This is a genomic window from Verruconatronum alginivorum (genome assembly GCF_056590205.1).
Genome location: NZ_JBWPVQ010000001.1, coordinates 5,917,428 through 5,935,294 on the forward strand (window position 1 = coordinate 5,917,428; position 17,867 = coordinate 5,935,294).

The window sequence follows — 17,867 nt, forward strand, 5'->3', positions numbered from 1 at the left end:
CACACGCTCAGCGCGGGATGCTGGCCTTGCCGGCACGCCGTCGGAAGGCCAGCGCGGCGATCAGTCCGAGGATTCCGGCAAAGAATCCGTAGAAGCGGAATTCCGGGATGTAGTTGAGATAAATCCCACCTTCCGCCGCGCTGAGTGTCAGATGCCAGCCGTTGGCTTGCTGATTGAATTGCCAGAATCCGGTTTCGTCCAACAACACCGTGCCAGGCGAGAATCCGGTCACCGTCCCGACCGAGGCGATCAGCCACGATTGGCTCTGGGTCGACTGGAATCCGTCCAAGGGGCCGGGGGTGTTGTCGGATTGAAGCGAAATCAGTTGGATGACGAACGGATCGGACTCCGTCGCGGTGACCGCCAGTTGGTTTTCCACGACAATCAAGTCCCAACCGGGATCTTCCCCGGCCATTCCGTGGGCGAGATTGATTTCCCATTGATAGCTGCCGCCGGACCCCCATTCGAGGTCGCTGACGGTCAAGGCCCCCGGGCTTTCGCCGGGAGCCAGGGTTCCTCCTTGGGCGACCAGGAGGTTTCCGCCGATCCGGCCGGTGCCGGATACCGTTCCCTCCCCGATGACCGCCACCGAACCGGATCCGGTCGCACTTCCTTCGCGGTTGACGACCCTCAGGCGGCCGCTCGCGACTTCCACGTTCCCTAAGAATTCGTCGCTTCCTTCGCTCAAAACGAGGGTGCCGCTTCCTTGGAAGACCAAGTTGCCCCCGCCCCGGAGGTTGCCGGTCAACTCGACGTCGTGACTTCCGGAGAAAGTGGCGGTTCCGCCGAGTTCGACCGGACCGCTGAGAACGAGTCGTTCGGTGACATCGACCCGATCACCTTCCGTCAAACGAAGCGCTCCACCCTCCCCGGTCGAAACCCGCATCGTCACTCCCCACGATTCGAGAACGCCCGAGCCTCCCCAGGAGGTGTCTTCGACCGTGAGCCACCACAAGCCACTGGCCGCCGTTCCGGCGAAGGAGTCAAGAAACGCGGTCCGGTCGGTCGCGCCGGTCACTTCGTGAGGCAGCGCCACCCGCCCGCTAGGTTGCCAGGTGCCGGTCACGGGGGTCGCGGCGCCGGGCAACGGACTTTGCCAGACGTCCCGATACCAATGGATGTCATGGGCGGCATGGTCGTCGAACACGACCCGAAAGCCGTTGTCGTCGTAGCCGAAGGCGCCGAGTCCGGTCGTGGTCGCCCGTCCCACCCGATTGGCCAGCACCGCATATCCGCCGTGTTCGTGGGCCAACGAGACGAAATAGTCGCCGTTGAAGGCCGGATCGGTCGCGGAGACCCCGGCGATCGTCAGGTGAACCCGCAGATGCTCGATGGTGACGTCGCCCGCGTCGATCGAGCGGGCGTTCACCAATGCATGGCCGTCGGGAATCGCCTGCGAGAGCCCGGTGAAATGACGCTCGATCAAAAAGGTCGCCCCATGGGCGATCCCATCGCCGAATGCGGCGAAAAGAGCCACCGCCCCGCTGATTCCGAGAAGCCGTTCGATCCGTATCCGTTTTTTACTCATGTTGAGATCCTCCCGATACCCGGCGGCTCCGGTAGAAACGCATCGCCACGCCGGTTTCCGTATCCAAATATTCATAGACTCCGTTCGGTCCGGCCGTCGTCGAGGCAACCGTCTCCCAATCGACCAGATTGCCGGAAGTTTCGATCTGATACTGCGCTCCGGGGATCCCCGCAAAGGTCACCCGCATCCCCCCGGCGTCGTGATCCTGTCGGATCGATACCAGACTTCGTCCGGGCGGCGGCGCTTTCTTCGCCGAAACGATCGTCACCTGACCGAAACCGGTCAGGCCGCGGCCATCCACGATTTCGTAGTAGAACGTGTCGGGCTCGCCGATGTCGTCCGGCGGGAAATAGAAGATCCAGTTCCCTTGCCGCACGACTTCGCCCCCGCGGTCGCTCATCGGCGAGAGCCATTGGAAACTCAGACTGCCGTCTCCAGCCGCCGAATCGTTGGCCAACAACGAAGCCACCGTGAACTTCACCGGTTCGCCCGCCTTACCTTCCACCGTGTCGGGCCGGGCCACCGGAGCGACTTGCAAGACCACCGGAGCGCTGATCGTCTCGCCGTGTTGATCGGCGACGGACAAGGTGTAAGTCCCTTCGTCGCCCCCGTCAACCGAGAGAAGATCCAGCGTCTCCGCGATCGCCCCCGGGATCGGTTGGCCGTCACGAAACCATTGATACGTGTAAGGCGGCACGCCGCTCGCACTGGAAGTGAAGGTAAACGGTTCGCCATAGGTCACCACCACGTCGCCCGGGCCGATGCTCGCCAACAGACCACCGACGGGGAACGCGTATTCGTAGGAGAAGCCGAGATAATTGTCGGTCGCGTCGATCGTCACCAGAACCCGGATCATCCCGGCTCCGGTGATCGTCGCGTTTTCCCCCGCCGCGCGAACCAGCACGTGGTGTTGGCCCGCCGCGATGGCGTCGACATTGGCTCCCGCCACCCGCAACTCCTGAGGCGAATTGAGCAGCGCGGAATCATATCCCCAGGAGACAAGCCGTCCGTCGGTCAAAATGGCGTGTCCATGATCGTAGTGGAAGGCGAAATCGACCACCGATCCCTGGATGGCGGACGGCACCTCCGGGGCGGCTCCCCAGGCGACCAATACTCCGTCGTCGCGGAGTGCCATCGCTCCGCCGAACACGAGGCCAAGCTTGGTCACGTTCGATTGCGCCGCGCTCGGAACCGGCGTCGGCGCCCCGGATCCCCAGACATGCACCCGTCCTTCGTCGTCGACTGCCCCCGAGGCACTTCCACCGGCCGCGACCGCGACGAGATTGCGGGCGTTGATATCGGCCGGCACGGTGGTGACGCTTCCCCATGCCCGGGCGTTGCCGTCATCGAGGAGGGCGACGTAGTGATAATCCCCGGCGGCGATGTCGACCACCTTGCCCTGGATGTCGGCCGGGACGCTGGTTTGGTTCTGATTCGCCCATCCCCATGCCGCGACAAATCCCGCCGAGTTCACCGCCGCCCGCGAATACTGGGCGGCCGCCACCCGCACCGCTCCCCCAAAATGCATCGGCGGATTGTTCTCTCCCATCCAGTCATTCCCCCAGGCGAAAACCCAACCTCCGGTCATCGCCGCCACATTGCCGTGATGGGAGACATCGAAGTGCTCGACGCCGTGGTCCAGCACCCCCGGCAAGGAAAGAGCCGCTCCCGCCGCCTGCCAGTTGCCCCAACTGAAGAATTGGCTGCTCCGGACCGGCCCTTCCACCAAGGTCACCCGCGCCAACGCGCCGTCGTTGCCGCCCGCCAGGTCACTCAACCGGAAATTTTCCCCGATCGATACGTTTTCCGGCGAAACCAACGCCACTTCCCTCACGGCCCGTTCGATGACAAACTCCAAATCGAGCCCGCCGTCGTAATAGTCGGAGACCGGTCGCACCGCGACCTGGTAGGTGCCCGCGTTCACCGGCGGAATCGGACTTGGTCCATGGACGACCCCACCGTTCGAAATCCCGAAGTATGTCACCGAATATTCGATACCTTCCGGCAACACCAATACCGTCACCGGATCCGCGGCGGTTCCGTTGTAAACGCGGATGATCCGCCCGTCGACCGCTTCGGGGGCGTCGAACACCACAATCAAATCTCCGACTTGCAGCTCGGCTTCCCCGGATCCGATGTGATTCGCGTCGGCGACGGTCGCCTCCACCCGGTAATGCCCGGCGGCGGTCGGGGGTTCGGAGGATAGATATTCGGCGTCGGGAAAAATCCCCCGATAGAGAACCGCCACGTCCAATCCGGCCGGTTCGGTGGTCACCGTCACCGGCTCCACCGCGGATCCGGTGGCGGCACGGGTGATTATGCCCTCGATCAACTCCGGGAATCCGACGATCGCCGGGGCGGGGAGAATCTGGAATGAAACCGTCCGCGTTCCGAAATGGTTCGGGTCGACGATTTCGATCTCCGCCTGATACGTTCCCGCATCCCGCGGTTCCGCCGGATTTCCTTCACGGGTATAGACGATTTCATAGGCCAACCCCGACGGCACTGTCGCCACCGGCAGCGTATGGATATTCTGGTTAAAAACCGGCTCGAACGGCGCGACGCTGATTTCGGCCTCTCGCGGGGCGATGACCAGCGTCCCGGTGGTCGTCCCGATAAATCCGGGCTCGGCCACCGTCGCGACCACCTCGTAACTCCCCGCATCGACCGGAATCGCCGGCGACCCGTTGTAATGAATCGTCACCGCCAGTCCTTCCGGAACCGTGGCAACCGTCACCGGTCGTTCCCCTCCGTCATAGACTTGCAGAAGGTTCTCCAAAATGACCTCCGCGGTTTGCCCGACCACTTCGATTTCCCGCACCACCGGCGCCGCCGCCTGGAAGTTGCCCGTCTCCGGCGCGACCGCTTCCACGACTACGGTTCCGGGTTCGGTTCCGGTCAGCGTAGTTTCGTCGAGCGTCGCGGCCCCGGAAAGAAGCCGAAACTCCACCGATTGACCGGAATAAGTCGTCGCTTCGAGCGATACTGGCCGGAGCAGATCGATCGTCGCCGGAGGGTTGAATTGAATGGTTTGGATCGCCTTGCCAATGACCAGCGTCGCCGTGGCGCCGCCCGCGTAGTTGGAATCCGCGGACATCACCTCCACGTCGTAAGATCCCGCGTCGACCGCCTCCGCGACGACCACGCCATCCCGACGCAGAACGACCGTAACCGGCACTCCCTCCGGGTCCACCGTGAGCGTTGGAGTCACCGCCCCGCCCGTGTAGGAATGGGAAAGTCCGGTGATCTGGACCGACAACGGCGCAGGCTGGATCACGAAATTCCCGCTCAGGCTTCCCTGGAACCCGGGATCCGTCGACGACACCGAAAACGCGTAGGTCCCGGCCGCGACGGCCTCGGCAACGGTGCTCCCGCTACGGCTGATCTGCCACTGAAGAGGGACGTTCGCCGGTTCGGTGGTCAAGCCGGGGAGTTTCGGTGTTCCGTCGTAGATCAACGGACTGTCGTCCATCGTGTAAATAACCTCGGTCGGATCGACGTAAACCGTGGCAGTGCGGCTGCCCCAGTAATTCGGATTATCGACCGCGACGACCATCCGGTAGGTCCCGACGTCCCGGAGGTATGGCACCGGATCCCGCTCCGGATAAAGAGGCGTGAACGTGTAGCGCAACGGCACGTCGGGTGGATCGGTCGTGACCACCGGCAATTGGTTTTCCCCGGTGTAATTCAATCTCAATGGTCCGAGCGTCAGGGTCACCCAGATGTGGTCAATCCACACCAGCATCTCCCGGAGGCCATAATAGTTTGGTTCATCGACGATCAGTCTCACTTCGTACTCGCCGGCGTCGGTCGGAGGACCGTCGAGCCCGACGAATTCGACCGTGTAGGGCAATCCGGCCGGATTGGTCGTGACCGCCAATTCGATCGGTTCGCCGGTGTAGTCGAAAAATGGCGACGCGGTGAAGGTCACCGGAGCCCGGGTGATCTCCATTGTGGCCGTCGCGTACCCGAAATAATTGGCGTTTTCCGCCGTTGCTTCGACGGTGTAAATGCCGGCATTAACCGGAGGGTCGGGAGATCCGTCGTAAGTGATTGCGATGGAATTCGGGTGGATTCTCCCGGCGTCGGTGGTCGATCCATTCGCGACCTTCGGCCCGCCGTCGTAGACCAGGTTCCATGGCAACATGATTCCGATCTGGACCTCCCGTTTCGCGAATTCGACCGTTTGCTCCACCGGCGCCGCCGCCAGAAACCGGTGATCACCGGGTTGGATGGCGCGCACCGTCACTTGACCGGCTCCGGTCGAGCGTAGACGCGATCCCACCTCGACCACCGCCGGCCCCGCCACCACCTGATATTCGACCGCCAGGCCGGAACTGGCCGTCGCGGCCAATTCGACCGGGTCATCCCCGAAGATGCCGTCGGCGATCTCCGGGAAATCAAGAGTTTGGGACGCCCGCTCGATCGACATGACGGCTTGACCCATTCCATAGTGATTCAGGCTGTCGACCGTCGCCGTGAGGGTGATTTGCCCCGGAAGAACCGTTTCCCCGCCGTAGACGAGCGTGACCGGCAGACCAGCCGGAACGGTTTCGACAACCGCTTCCTTCGGCACTCCGTCGTAAACGTGGGTGAGACCGCTCCAAACGAATTCGACGCCCGCCCGAAGGATGACCAACGTCCCACTCGCCTCTCCTTCGTAATCCGGATGATCGACCGCGGCCACCACTTCGTAGCTCCCGGCGTTGACCGGCAACTCAGACGAACCGTCGTAGGTCACCACCACCGGCAGGCCTGGCGGATTCGTAACCACCTGCACCCCTTTCGCCTCTCCGTCGTAGACCGGAGGAATATCCGGCAGGACCAATGTGATCGTCGGCGCTTCCACGGTCAGGACCACCACGGTCTCGGCCGGATGGTGATGCGCGTCTCCAGCTTGGAAAGCCCGCAACCGGACCTCCCCCATCCCGTGGATGGTCAGACCGCCTGATCCCAGGGTGGCGGGTCCCGAAAGAACTTGATAACTCACCGGTAGCCCCACCGAGGAGAACTCCGGCAACTCAAGAGTTCCGACATCGGCTTTGACGGTTTCCGGAAGGCCGGGGTCGACACTCTGCACGATCCGGTCGATCACGAAAACCGCCTCCGTGGATCCCGTGAAATTCTGATCCCAAATGACCGCGGAAAACGGATACGAACCCGGCTCGACCGGATCGCCTCCGGAATGGGCGAAAGCGATCGTCACCATGGCCACGTCGGCTTCGGTCACCGGCACCGGGCGATGGGGCGATCCATCGTAAGTCACTTGCAGCGTTTCAAAGCCGACTTCGATTTCCTTCTGCGCGATGACCATGAAGAAATCCATCTCCCCGGTGAACGACGGATGCGCCGATTCAATTTTCACCTCATAGGCCCCCGCGTTGATCGGCGGAATCTGGGAGAAATCCCAATCGTTGTTGTAGGTGACCGTGAAGGGCACGCCCGCCGGATGAACGATCACCTCCGGCGCAGCCGCCGGTTCTCCGGTGAAGGTGCGGTAAACCACATTTCCTTCGGTTTCAGCCAGAGCGAAGGTGACTTGATTCGTTCCCACCACCAAATCGATGGTGGCCACGCCGAAATGATTTGGTCCGCTCGCCTCGACCGTCACTTCGTAGATCCCGCCTTCCGACGGAGGCTCCGACGATTCGTAGCCCTCGTCCGGGAAAACCCTCCGGTAGACGATACTTGTTCCAAGTCCTTCGGGGGTCACCGCAAACTCCACCGGAGCGACCGGTTCTCCGGTCTCGGGACGGACCACCACGCCATCTTCCTCCTCCGGAAAAACGATGGAAGGCTCGGCCCGGCCGATGGTAAACGGAAAGGAGGCTAATCCGATGTGGTTCGTATCCAGAATTTCCACGTCCGCCATATAAGATCCGGCGTCGACCGGCGCAGTCTCCGTCCCATTTTTCCAATAGGTGATATCAAAGGCCAACCCTTCCGGGACGGTCACCACCGGCAGTGCCTGCAGGGTGCCGTCGTAAATCGGAGCGAATGGTCCGACGGTGATTTCGGCGGTCGCCGGCGAAACCACCAGGACTCCTTCCGCCCGGCCGCTGAAACCGGGTTCCACGACAACCGCTTCCACCATGTAGCTTCCGGCATTCACCGGCGGCGTCTCGCTGCCGTCATACCAGACCACAACCTGCAATCCCGCCGGATCCGTCGTCGGCTCGACGGTTTTCGGTTGGCCATCGAATCCTTGCTCAAGTCCGGCAAGTGTCACTGTCGCCGGCTCCCCCTCGATCACGATCTGGCGGAGAATCGACGCGGCGCTTTCGAAGTTGAGGGATTCTTCGTAGTAGGCTTCGACGACAACCGTCCCGATCTCGGTTCCGGTGAATTGGTTCCCCTCCAACCTCCCGCTTCCTTCGACAATTCGCAATCCGACCGGTTGGCCGGCGCTCGAAACCGCATCCAGCGAAACCGTTTCCCAAACCGGCAACGATTCCGGCGCCAGAAACGAAAGCGTATGGGACGCCTTGGCGATGACCAATTCGCCTGAAAATGTTCCGGCGTAGTTGGAATCTGACGACTCCACCACCACCGCGTAAACCCCGGCGTCGACCGCTTCCTCCACGACATTTCCGTCCCGGCGCAAAATCGTCTCCACCGGGATTCCGGCGGGCGAGACAGTTACCTGCGGCATCCAGGCGTTTCCATTATAAACGCCTTCCAGCCCGGTCACTTCGATTTCCAACGGAGCCGGCACGATGGTCACCGTTCCCGATGTGCCGCCCAGGAATCCGGGATCGGTCGGGGAAACCGAATAAACGTATTCTCCCGCGTCGACGATGTCGGCCACCGGCACCCCGTTCCGCTCAATCGTCCATTGCAGCGGGACGTTCGCCGGCTCGGTGGTCAGGAAGGAGCGCTGGGAACCGCCATGGAAAACGAGCGGTCCTTCGTCGATATGATAGACCACCTCGGCCGGATCGACATACACGAACAACGTCCGCTCGCCGAGATGGTTCGGATCGTCGATGACAATGGTCACCAGATAACTCCCGACGTGACGCAAATGCGTGGTTGGTGGTCCCCACGGACTATGGGGATTGACCGTCAAATTGTAGTTCAAACCGGGCGGATCGGTGATCACTTCCGGCAATTGGTCGCCTCCGGTATAGGGAAGGCGGTTCGCCGCCACCGAGATCGACGCGTAAACGGGCCTGATTTCGATCGCCTGCTCCCGTGAACCGTAGTGGTTCTCCGAATCGACCGTGATCCGCGCCGTGAAGTCACCGGCGTCCACCGGGACTCCGTCGAATCCCGGGAAATCGACGGTAAACGGGAGCGAACCCGGCGTCACCGTGATCCGTAGATCAACCGGGAGCCCGGTGTATTCGTAATATGGATCGATGCTGATTCCGGGTTCAGCCCGCTCGATCACCATGATGGTGGAATAGTGGGCGGTATGGTTGGCGGTTTCCGCCGTGGCGACAACTTCATAGGTGCCCGCGTCCACCGGTGGAGTGGACGATCCGTTATAGGTGATTTGGATCTGCGAAGCGGCGATCCGGTACGGTTCGGTCGAGAATGCGACCGCCTCCTTCAGCGTCCCGCTGTAGACCAGGTTCGGAGGCAACGTGACCCCGATTTCGACTTCCCGCTTGGCCACGGCGAACGAACGGGTCACCGGCGTCGCCGGATGGTAGAAGAAATTACCCGCCTGCCGCGCCTCGACCGTCACTTCTCCCGCCCCGGTGATCGTCAACACCCCGGAATGACTGACCCAGGCGGGGCCGGACAAAACCGCGTATTGCACGGCCAGGGCGGAACTGGCGATCGCCTCAAGTTGAATCGGTTCGTCATCGACGACCGCATCGGAGAGCTCCGGAAAATCGATCGTCTGCGGCGCCCGGTCGATGATCATGACCGCCGATTCTTCGCCGAAATGGTTTGGCCCGCTCGCCGTGGCGAACACCGTCACGTTTCCGGGCTCGATCGTCGACGCCATATAATCGAGCACCAAATTCAAGTCTGCCGGGGAGGTCAGGACCAAAACTTTCTTCGGTTCGCCGTCGTAGACATGTTCCAGATTGAACCATGAGAACACCGGCGCCGCCCGGCGAATCGTCATCGTTCCGGTAGCCGAACCGCTGTAATTCGGATGGTTCACCGTTGCCACGACCGAGTAGGTTCCCGCGTTCACCGGGTTCGCCGGAGAACCGGCATAGGTCACCGAAACGGGCAATCCCGGAGGATCGGTCACCACTTCTAACGATTTCCCGAAGCCGTCGTAGACCAGCGCCTCGGACGGTTGGACGATTTGAACCGTCGCTTCGGCCGGCGCGACCGTGATGGTCGTCTCGTATTCGGCGAAGTAATACCTGCTCGTCGCCTCGCTGAAACTCCGCAACACGATCACCCCCGCGCCGTCCAGGGAGAGTCCTCCCTCGGTCACCGTGCCAGGGCCGGATATCACTTCATGGGACACCGGAAGTCCGGCCGACGATTCCGTCGGTAACACGATAGGTCCGGCACCGAACAATGCCGTGGCGGGCAAGTCGGGCGACACCGATTGCGGGGCACGGTCGATGACCAGCGTCGCGTCCCCGCTTCCGGTGTGATTCGAATCCACCACTTCGGCCGTGACCAAATAGGTCCCCGGCTCGACCGGCGGTTCCTCTTGCCCGTCGTACCAGAGGTTCACCGCCAGGCCGGCGGGACCGGTCGTGATCGTCGGCACTTTGGGCGACCCGTCGAAAACCGTCTCCAGGTTTCCGAACGACAGCGAAACAGGTGCTTTCCCGATCATCAAAGGCAAGACCAGCGATCCTTCGAAACGGGGATCTTCCACTTCGGCTGTGATGGTGTAGGTTCCGGCCAAGGTCGGCGGCGTATCCGACGGACCATACAATGTGCCATCGTTCGCCTCCCCGGAATACCTCACCGCGACCGCCACCCCTTCTGGTTCCGTCGTCGCGACCGGTGCCACCACGGGGATACCGTTGAAGGTGCGCTGAATCACACCTGAATCAAACCCATCCAGCATCACCCAGGCCTGCCGCTGAGAAACATTGAAGGTGATTTCGACCTCGCCCGCCTCCACGTTGGCGGTTTGCGGAATCGTCGCGACCAGGTTCGCCGTTCCGGCGGAACGGACCTCCAGTTGGGTGGTCGGCTTCAACGCCGCCGCCGCCCCCCAGTGGGCGCGGACCCGGTCGACTCCCTCGCGGGCGGCCGCCGGAACATCGGCCGCCGGTCCGCCGCCGGTACCATGGACGCGTCCATCTTCACCGAGAAACAAAACGAAATCCGCGCCCGCTTCCGCCGCCCGGAAAGGCGCTCCGGTTCCGGAAACGCCACCCATCGCTCCCCAGGAGACGGCGGTGCCGTCCGACAGAATAGCCACACTGGTGTCCCAGCCGGCACCGATCCCTTTCGCCGCCTGACCGAGGCTCGGCACGCCGGTTTGCCCGTTGCCGTTGTCTCCCCAGGCGTAGACCTGTCCGTCGACGGTCAGGGCCAACACATGGTTTCGTCCGGAAGCGATCGCGATCACCTCGGCTTCTTCCAACCCGGCCGGGATCGCGGCAAGCCCGAACGTGTCGCCGGTCCCAACGACCATGGCGAGACGGCCATCGTTCGACAGAACCAAACAGTGCCGGTCGCCGGAAGCGATCGCCTTCACGTTGAAGGCGAACTCCGCCGGAAGTTCGTATGCCACGTAGGACTGGGAGGAATTGATCAAGAAGTGACGCACCTCGCTTCCATCCTCCAAGGCCACCCAAGCCCCAGGGCCAAAGTCCAGATTACCGTGTCCGATCGCTCCGATGTTCTCCCATTCGAACACGCGTCCGTTATAAACTTCCCACCCCACGGCTTTCCCTCCGGGAACCAGGGCAATGCCGCCCCAACCGTTCACGATCAAATCCAGGGCCCGCGCGGGCGCTCCATTCGTGGCCGCCCCGCCCCAGGTGACGACATCGCTCAGCCAAACCGCGTTCAAGTTCCCTGGTTCGATCTTCCACGCGATTTCTCCGCCGTTTGATGAAAAATAATCATCAAGGTCAATCAAGTCCCCGGCCTGGATTCCGGTCGTCGGTTGCACCTCGATCAGGTTGGCGGGAGCCCGGGCGATTTCGAGTTCCACTGTCGCGGAACCGGTGATCGCCTCGCCGACAACCGTCGCCGTCACAGTGTAGGTTCCCGCGTTCACCGGAGGGTTCCCCGACGGACCGAAAGAAAGGCCGTCGTTACCGGTGCCCGAATACACGACGTTCACTTCGACCCCGGATGGCGTGGTAGCCGCCGTCACCGCCGGTTGTGCCGCGCCGCTGAAGACACGGTGGACGACTCCATCCACCGCTTCCGGAAAGTAAACCTCCACCTCTTCCGGAAGAACCTGGTAATCGACCGTCGCCGTCCCCGCGTGGGTTTCGGCGTCGACGGTGGCTGTCAAACGGTAATTTCCGACTTGATCCGGCGGCACCGAAGTGGGCCCGTAGGAAGCCGTTCCCGGGGCCGACTCGAAGGTCAGCGTCGGGGAAAATCCGGACGGGTCGACCGTCACCTCAAAAGATGCTCCATGTTCTCCGACGATCCGGCGAATCACCCCGTCCACGGCTTCGGGAAAACCGATCTGCACCGTCGCCCGCCCCACCGTCAATTCGGCTGATGCGGTCCCGAAGTAGGTCGGCGTGTCGACCACCAGTTCCACCGGGTAAACTCCGGGCATTACCGGCGCGCTGCCCCCGGGATAGGTCACGCTCACCGGGAGCCCGGGCGGAACGGTGACAAAGGAGACCTCGCGCGGAGTCCCGTCATAGACCTGCGCCAGATCTCCCGGGATGATTTCGGCTTCGCCCCGGGTCACGGAAACATCGACGCTTCCCGAGGTCGCGAAGAAGCGCCGCAGGTCATCCGGCACAAACTCCCAACCGACCTCCAGGACGCCCGGCGTCAATGGGGACCCGTCGGCGACCCCAAAGGTGAACTCGCCGGTCACCGATGCCTGCGGAGCGAAGTCGGCATGGGTCAATGTCGCCGGGTATTGATAATTCGGTGACGCGATTGTCACTCCCGGGTCCATTCGCGGATGCCGGACGAAGGTGAGACTGACCGGTTCTCCCGCGGTGGTGTCGAACGGCGCGGTTTCCGGTTCGGTGAACCAGGCCTCGCCGGCCACCACTCGAACGGTGCCGGCCGTGCGCGACGGAATCTCCACCACCGCCACGCCGTCGCCCCCGGTCGAAGCCTGAAAGGTTTTCCCTTCGGCGGCCGCCCAAACCGTGGCCCCGGCAACCGGCACTCCACCGTCGTCGGTCACCACGACTTCGATCTCTGGATAAACGGCGGTCGCCGCGAAATTCGATTCGTTTGTCGTCGAGGTGTCGACCGACCAGTTGTTTCCGGAGAACCACCAGAGGTCGCTGTCGAGAATGATTTCGTAAAAACCGGGGGCCAGGCCGGCGAAGAGGTATTCGCCGTTTTCATCCGTCAGCATATGGCGTTCGAACCGCTGTTCCGCCGGCCGCATCGGTTCGATCTCCAAGCTCCAGTCGTGAACGGTGTGCGTCCCCGACCAAAGGCCGTAGAGCCGGAGGGTCCATGTTCCCCCGGCCGGTTTGCCATGCAATCGGGAGAACGGATCGACCGGCGCAAACTCGGTGTTGCCGGTGTAAAAAGTGTCGAGCAACATCGGCGGAAACCGGTCGTTGAACATCCGGTTTCCGAGCGTTTCGTTGTTATGACGTTCGATCCGAACCAAGGTGCCGTCCGGGTGGATCAGGTGAACCTCCTCATTGGCGTAGCTGGTGAAGAGGCGTAAGGTCAGATCCTGGATCAGCGCGTTACTATCCACTTCCAGCTCGAATTCCGTCCAGGCGCTCTGGACGTAGGTTCCGGTGTTGCCATGAAAAACGCCGTTCACCGGGCGGAGGATGACCCCCACCCCGGAGACCGGTATTCCGGCGGCGTCGACCACAGTACCGCCGATCTTCGTGTTGGCTCCGGCCACGAAGAGGACGCCGGAAACATCACCGGTCAACGGCGCCCACTCGCCGGTCTCGGTCTCCAACGTGAAGCCGGAGCGAATCGCCTCCAACCGGACGTTGCCGGAAGGGATCTGTTCCAGGGCGAACGATCCGTCGAGGGGCGTCACCGTGCGGCGCAAGATGGTGTTTGTATCCCCATCGATGGCACGGATTTCGACTCCCGCCAACGCGTTCCCGCGGACCCGGACATCGCCGGAAATCCGGTTCATCCGGGTCAGCTCGATCTCGGCCTCGGAATCGCTTCCGACCGGGATCGAAACGAGTTCCCGTGAATAGCGCCACAATTTCGGTTGAGCCCTTGCCAACTCCTGGTGCTCCGCCGCCGTGGTTCCCCCGCCGAGTCTCGTCGCGGGGAGGATGAAGTAATTGCCGCCAGGCAAGTCGTAGAATCGGGCTATGCCCGTCGAATCCGTCACCGCCACTTCGCGACGGTCGACGTTGTGGCGGCGGATGTTCAACTCGAGTCGCCACGCGCTCCAGACCGGTTGCCAAACCACATAGTTGGGGAATCGGACGACCAACCGGTATTCCCCGGGCGCCCGCCGGCCCGCCCAAGCGTGGCTGGTGTCGGTCCGGGTGTAGACGTGATCGAAGCCGACCAGCGTCTCCTGGGCCGAATCGAAGACCAACTCGTCTCCGTCAGGTCCGATCAACACGTAGGTGAACGGAGCGTTGTCATAGACCGAGTTGTGGGCGGTGTCCCGATGGTAGAAGCGCAGGGACCGGATCGTGTCGAATTCCTGACCGGTGAAGGTGAGCGTTCCGACCTCGACCTCCTTTTCTCCGCGATAGTCGATCATCACGGCCGATCCGGGAGTTGCTTGAGCGAGGGTGAGATTCGATCCGCCGGTCGATCGGGTGATCAGGACCGGTTGCCCGGGTCTTTGTATTCCAACCTCGGATACGTCGACCGCCAGCGTGGAGCCGATCGCACCGAATGGCGGGATGTCGCCGTCGACAGGATACGATATAGCGATCCCCCCCACCGGCCAGTCGTAGGCCGACGAGACGCCGAGGATTCGGTAATCTCCGGGATAAAGCCCCGGGTAGAGCTCGTTCCAGCCGGTCAGGTGCAAAACACCGTCCGCGTCGGTCGTCAGCAGACGGTCGTATCCGAAGGGTCCCGTCACCCGCACCTGGACGTTGGCCAACGGTTGGCCGGTGGCCGAAACGACGGGAACCGCGAAGGGCGCGGCCGTCGGATAGGCCCGGACCGTCAGGAATTCGGTGAAGGATGGGTCGACTTCCCGTTCGATCGGGGTGCCGAGGTGATTGAGCCAATCCCCTTCGACCCGCAGCATTTGCATTCCGGGGGACAAGCCGTCGAGGAAGAAGCCGCCGTTTTCATCGGTCACGGAACTGACTCCTCCAAGAGTCACGACCGCCCCGGCGATCGGGTTGTCCGATTCCGTCCGCAGGACTCCCCGCAAACTGAGGTTCCCGACGAAGTCGAGCCGGGCGCCTTCCACCACGGCCTGAGTTTGGAGCCGAATGTCTCCGGTCGAACCACGGTAGCGGTCATGGAACGGACCGACCGAAAAGCGGCCGGGCGGCAGGTCGGCGAACTCGAACGATCCGTCCGATCCGGTCAACACGTAATCCGAGCCGCCGTCGGCCTGTTTCAAAATCAACCGGGCCGATTTGATCCGACCGTAGGACATCGTCCCGCGGTTGGTGCCGGTTAAAAAGAGGCGGAGGTTCCACTCGCCGGCGGTGGTGACGTTGTTTTGATTGGCAAAGAAATGAAATCCGCCCCCGAACCAGAGCGACTGCTTGGCGGTGCCGTTGCGAAACGGAATCCGGGCGGTCCCGAGTCCCGGTCGTTCGAAACGTTCGTTGCCATACCAGGTCCATTTCTGCAGCGGCAACTCCGCCATCACCACCAAGGTCCGGCCGGTCATGTCCGACGGAATGTCTTCCAGTTCCAACTCGAGTTCGAAATCATCCAAAAAACGGATATGGTCGGGCACCCAAAAGCGAAGCGAGGCCCCTTCCGTGGTGTTCAGCGTCCATGGCGGATCGAAAACCGGAACGATTCTCGCGCCGTCGGACAGTCCGGCCGCATGCGCCGGGATCTCCAGGCCGTGACGGAAAAGTTGCAGATGTTGATTGCCCGCGGGAGTTCCGTCGGGGAAGTAGGCAGTGCCGCGGATCTGACGGTTGTAGGTCATCAAGCGGACCTCGCTGTGGGCGGAGTTTCCGGGAGCTGGTCCCATTGCCGCCACGGTGTTGGCGTCGGCCGCAAGACCGCGCAACGGATGCAGTCCTTCCAGGGTTTCCGATCCGGCCAAGGTCCAGTTGTTGTCGCCCCGTTGCCAAAGATGGATCCGCGTTTCGTTTGAAGCGCGGGCGCTGACGACGATCAACCCGTCGCCATGGGCGACGTGTTCGCCGGTATGGGTTTCTCCGGGCCGGGCGCCGATTTCGGTGATGTTCCAGGAACCGGGCGTCAACTGCTCGACCAAGGCGAACTGGTTCAATCCCGGCAAACCGACCACGACGCTCTCGCCTCGGGCGGAGAGTTTCGCCGCTCCGGCATTCTCCCAGGAAGCCAACAGGTCGATCGTCGTAGGGGCGGACGAAGTCGGCGCGGTGTAGCGGTGCAGATGGACGAAGGAGTCGTCCTCTTCGAGCAGGAAAACCTCCTCGCCGAGGATCGCGATGTCGATCACCCGGCCTTTGAAATCGACGTCGGTGGTGACGTCGGCCAACTTGACCCAACTGTTTCCCGACCGCCGAAAATGGTGGAGTTTGCATGGTCCGTATCCATCTTCGATCGCGAGAAATTGCATCGGATCAAAACCTCCGCCGGAAACCGCCACCGCGTAGTTGGTCCCGACTCCGACCATCCGGCCGACTTCAGTATAACGCGTTCCGCCGAGGCCGGTGACGGAGCTGATCGTTCCCAACTCGGAGTCGATCTTGCGGAACGCGACCGGAGCGAAGAAAGGGCCGTCGTTCGCCGGACGCTGGAAGAAATAAACCCCGCCGGTGACGTTCGGGCCGTTGATCTGAGTGTATCCAGCGAGGTAATTCACCCATGCCATGGTTTGGATGCCAGGGGCGCCGATCATGATCGAGGAGTTGGACAAGGCGATGCTTTCCCCGAAACGGCCGCCTTCCAGGTTGGCTTGGCTCGTTTCTCCGCGCAGCATCCGGGCCGCATGGCTCCAATCGTTGAGAACATCCTCGTATTGCCAGGCTCCGTCGCGAAACCGGAAAACGAATACGGCTCCGACCTCCTCGATGAGCCCGCCTTCCAGCCAGTTCAACAAGGCGAGTCCCAAGGTCACCATCTGGAACGTCAGATCGCTGTATCCGGATCCTCCTGCGACTCCCCCCGAGAGTTCGTCGGCGAAGTTAAAAGCGGCGTCGGACATATCGTCTCGGCTCCGCTGAACCAGATTGTACCCGGGAACTCCGACGAGGCAGAGGTCGCGGTCGATCCGGATCACCGTGCCCCGCTCTTCCAAGATCATCCGGTCGCTGGTCACTTCGCCGAACATCCCTAAGGGGCGCATCGGTCGGAAAACCGGATCGATTTCGACCGGATAAACCGCGTCGCGGTCGTCGACCTCGATGCCGAACATCCCGGACTCCCCGCTGGCAACGAACCGCGCCGGCAACTGTCGTCCGGTCGCGTCGTAAACCAAGAGTGTGTCGTAGATCACGGTCTTCCCCCCTTCACCCGAGAAACGGACCGCTTCCGGTTCCACCCCCGCGACCCGCAGGCCGCCGAGAACCCGGATGCTCACCGCGAGATCGCCTCCGGTTGTGCCCGGTTTTTCATGCACGATGAAAGTCTGCTTCAGTCCATCCGGCAGGTTCTCCAAACGCTCGCTCACGCCGGTCCGCCAAACGTTTCCTTCGATTCCCTCGGCTGTCAGCCCGGTGACGGCGCCCGGATCGCGCTTCGCCCCTCCCGTCCGGCCGAATTCCGCCACTTGAAGAACCGAAGAAACGCCGCCGCTGTGAAACGCGGTTCCATGCTGGGAGAAAAGCACCGTGACATTGTCGGCGGCATGGTGGGAACGCCAGACGGGGCCAAGTTCCGGATCCTCCGCGAGCGGGAAAAACAAGCCCGGATTCGGCGGTGGTGCAACAGTGCTATTACCGGCGGCGGCAGGAATATCTTCGGCTTGAGCGGTTCCGCCTCCCCTGGAAAAAAGAAAGCAAAAGATGGCAACGGCGAAAAAGGCGGACCGAGACGCGCGAAAGTTCATGAAAATGGGACCAAAACAAAGGAAACTTATAACAACTATTTAACAAGTTAACAGAGTTTCCACTAGGCCGCCAATAGGGTTAATCCCTTAAAATATGGGCGGCTCGGTCTCGAT

Annotated in this window: 3 protein-coding genes; 1 reads left to right on the forward strand and 2 read right to left on the reverse strand. The window is 62.2% G+C overall.

Going from position 1 to position 17,867, the window contains the following annotated elements; all coding sequences use genetic code 11:
- Positions 1 to 7: 7 nt before the first annotated feature.
- Both ACWUI2_RS21855 and ACWUI2_RS21860 read right to left on the reverse strand, forming a co-directional pair.
- Positions 8 to 1,528 (reverse strand): hypothetical protein, encoded by a 1,521-nt coding sequence (locus ACWUI2_RS21855; RefSeq protein ID WP_486984969.1) that lies wholly within the window; start codon positions 1,526 to 1,528, stop codon positions 8 to 10.
- Entirely contained in the window at positions 1,521 to 17,474 is a 15,954-nt protein-coding gene (locus ACWUI2_RS21860) for an MBG domain-containing protein (RefSeq protein WP_486984970.1), read from the reverse strand. Before ACWUI2_RS21860 ends, ACWUI2_RS21855 begins: the two co-directional genes overlap by 8 nt.
- Here ACWUI2_RS21860 and ACWUI2_RS21865 point away from each other — a divergent pair, their 5' ends adjacent.
- Positions 17,475 to 17,804, forward strand: a complete 330-nt coding sequence (locus ACWUI2_RS21865) for a hypothetical protein (protein WP_486984971.1) — start codon at positions 17,475 to 17,477, stop codon at positions 17,802 to 17,804. It abuts the gene before it with no gap.
- The last annotated feature ends 63 nt before the right edge of the window (positions 17,805 to 17,867 follow it).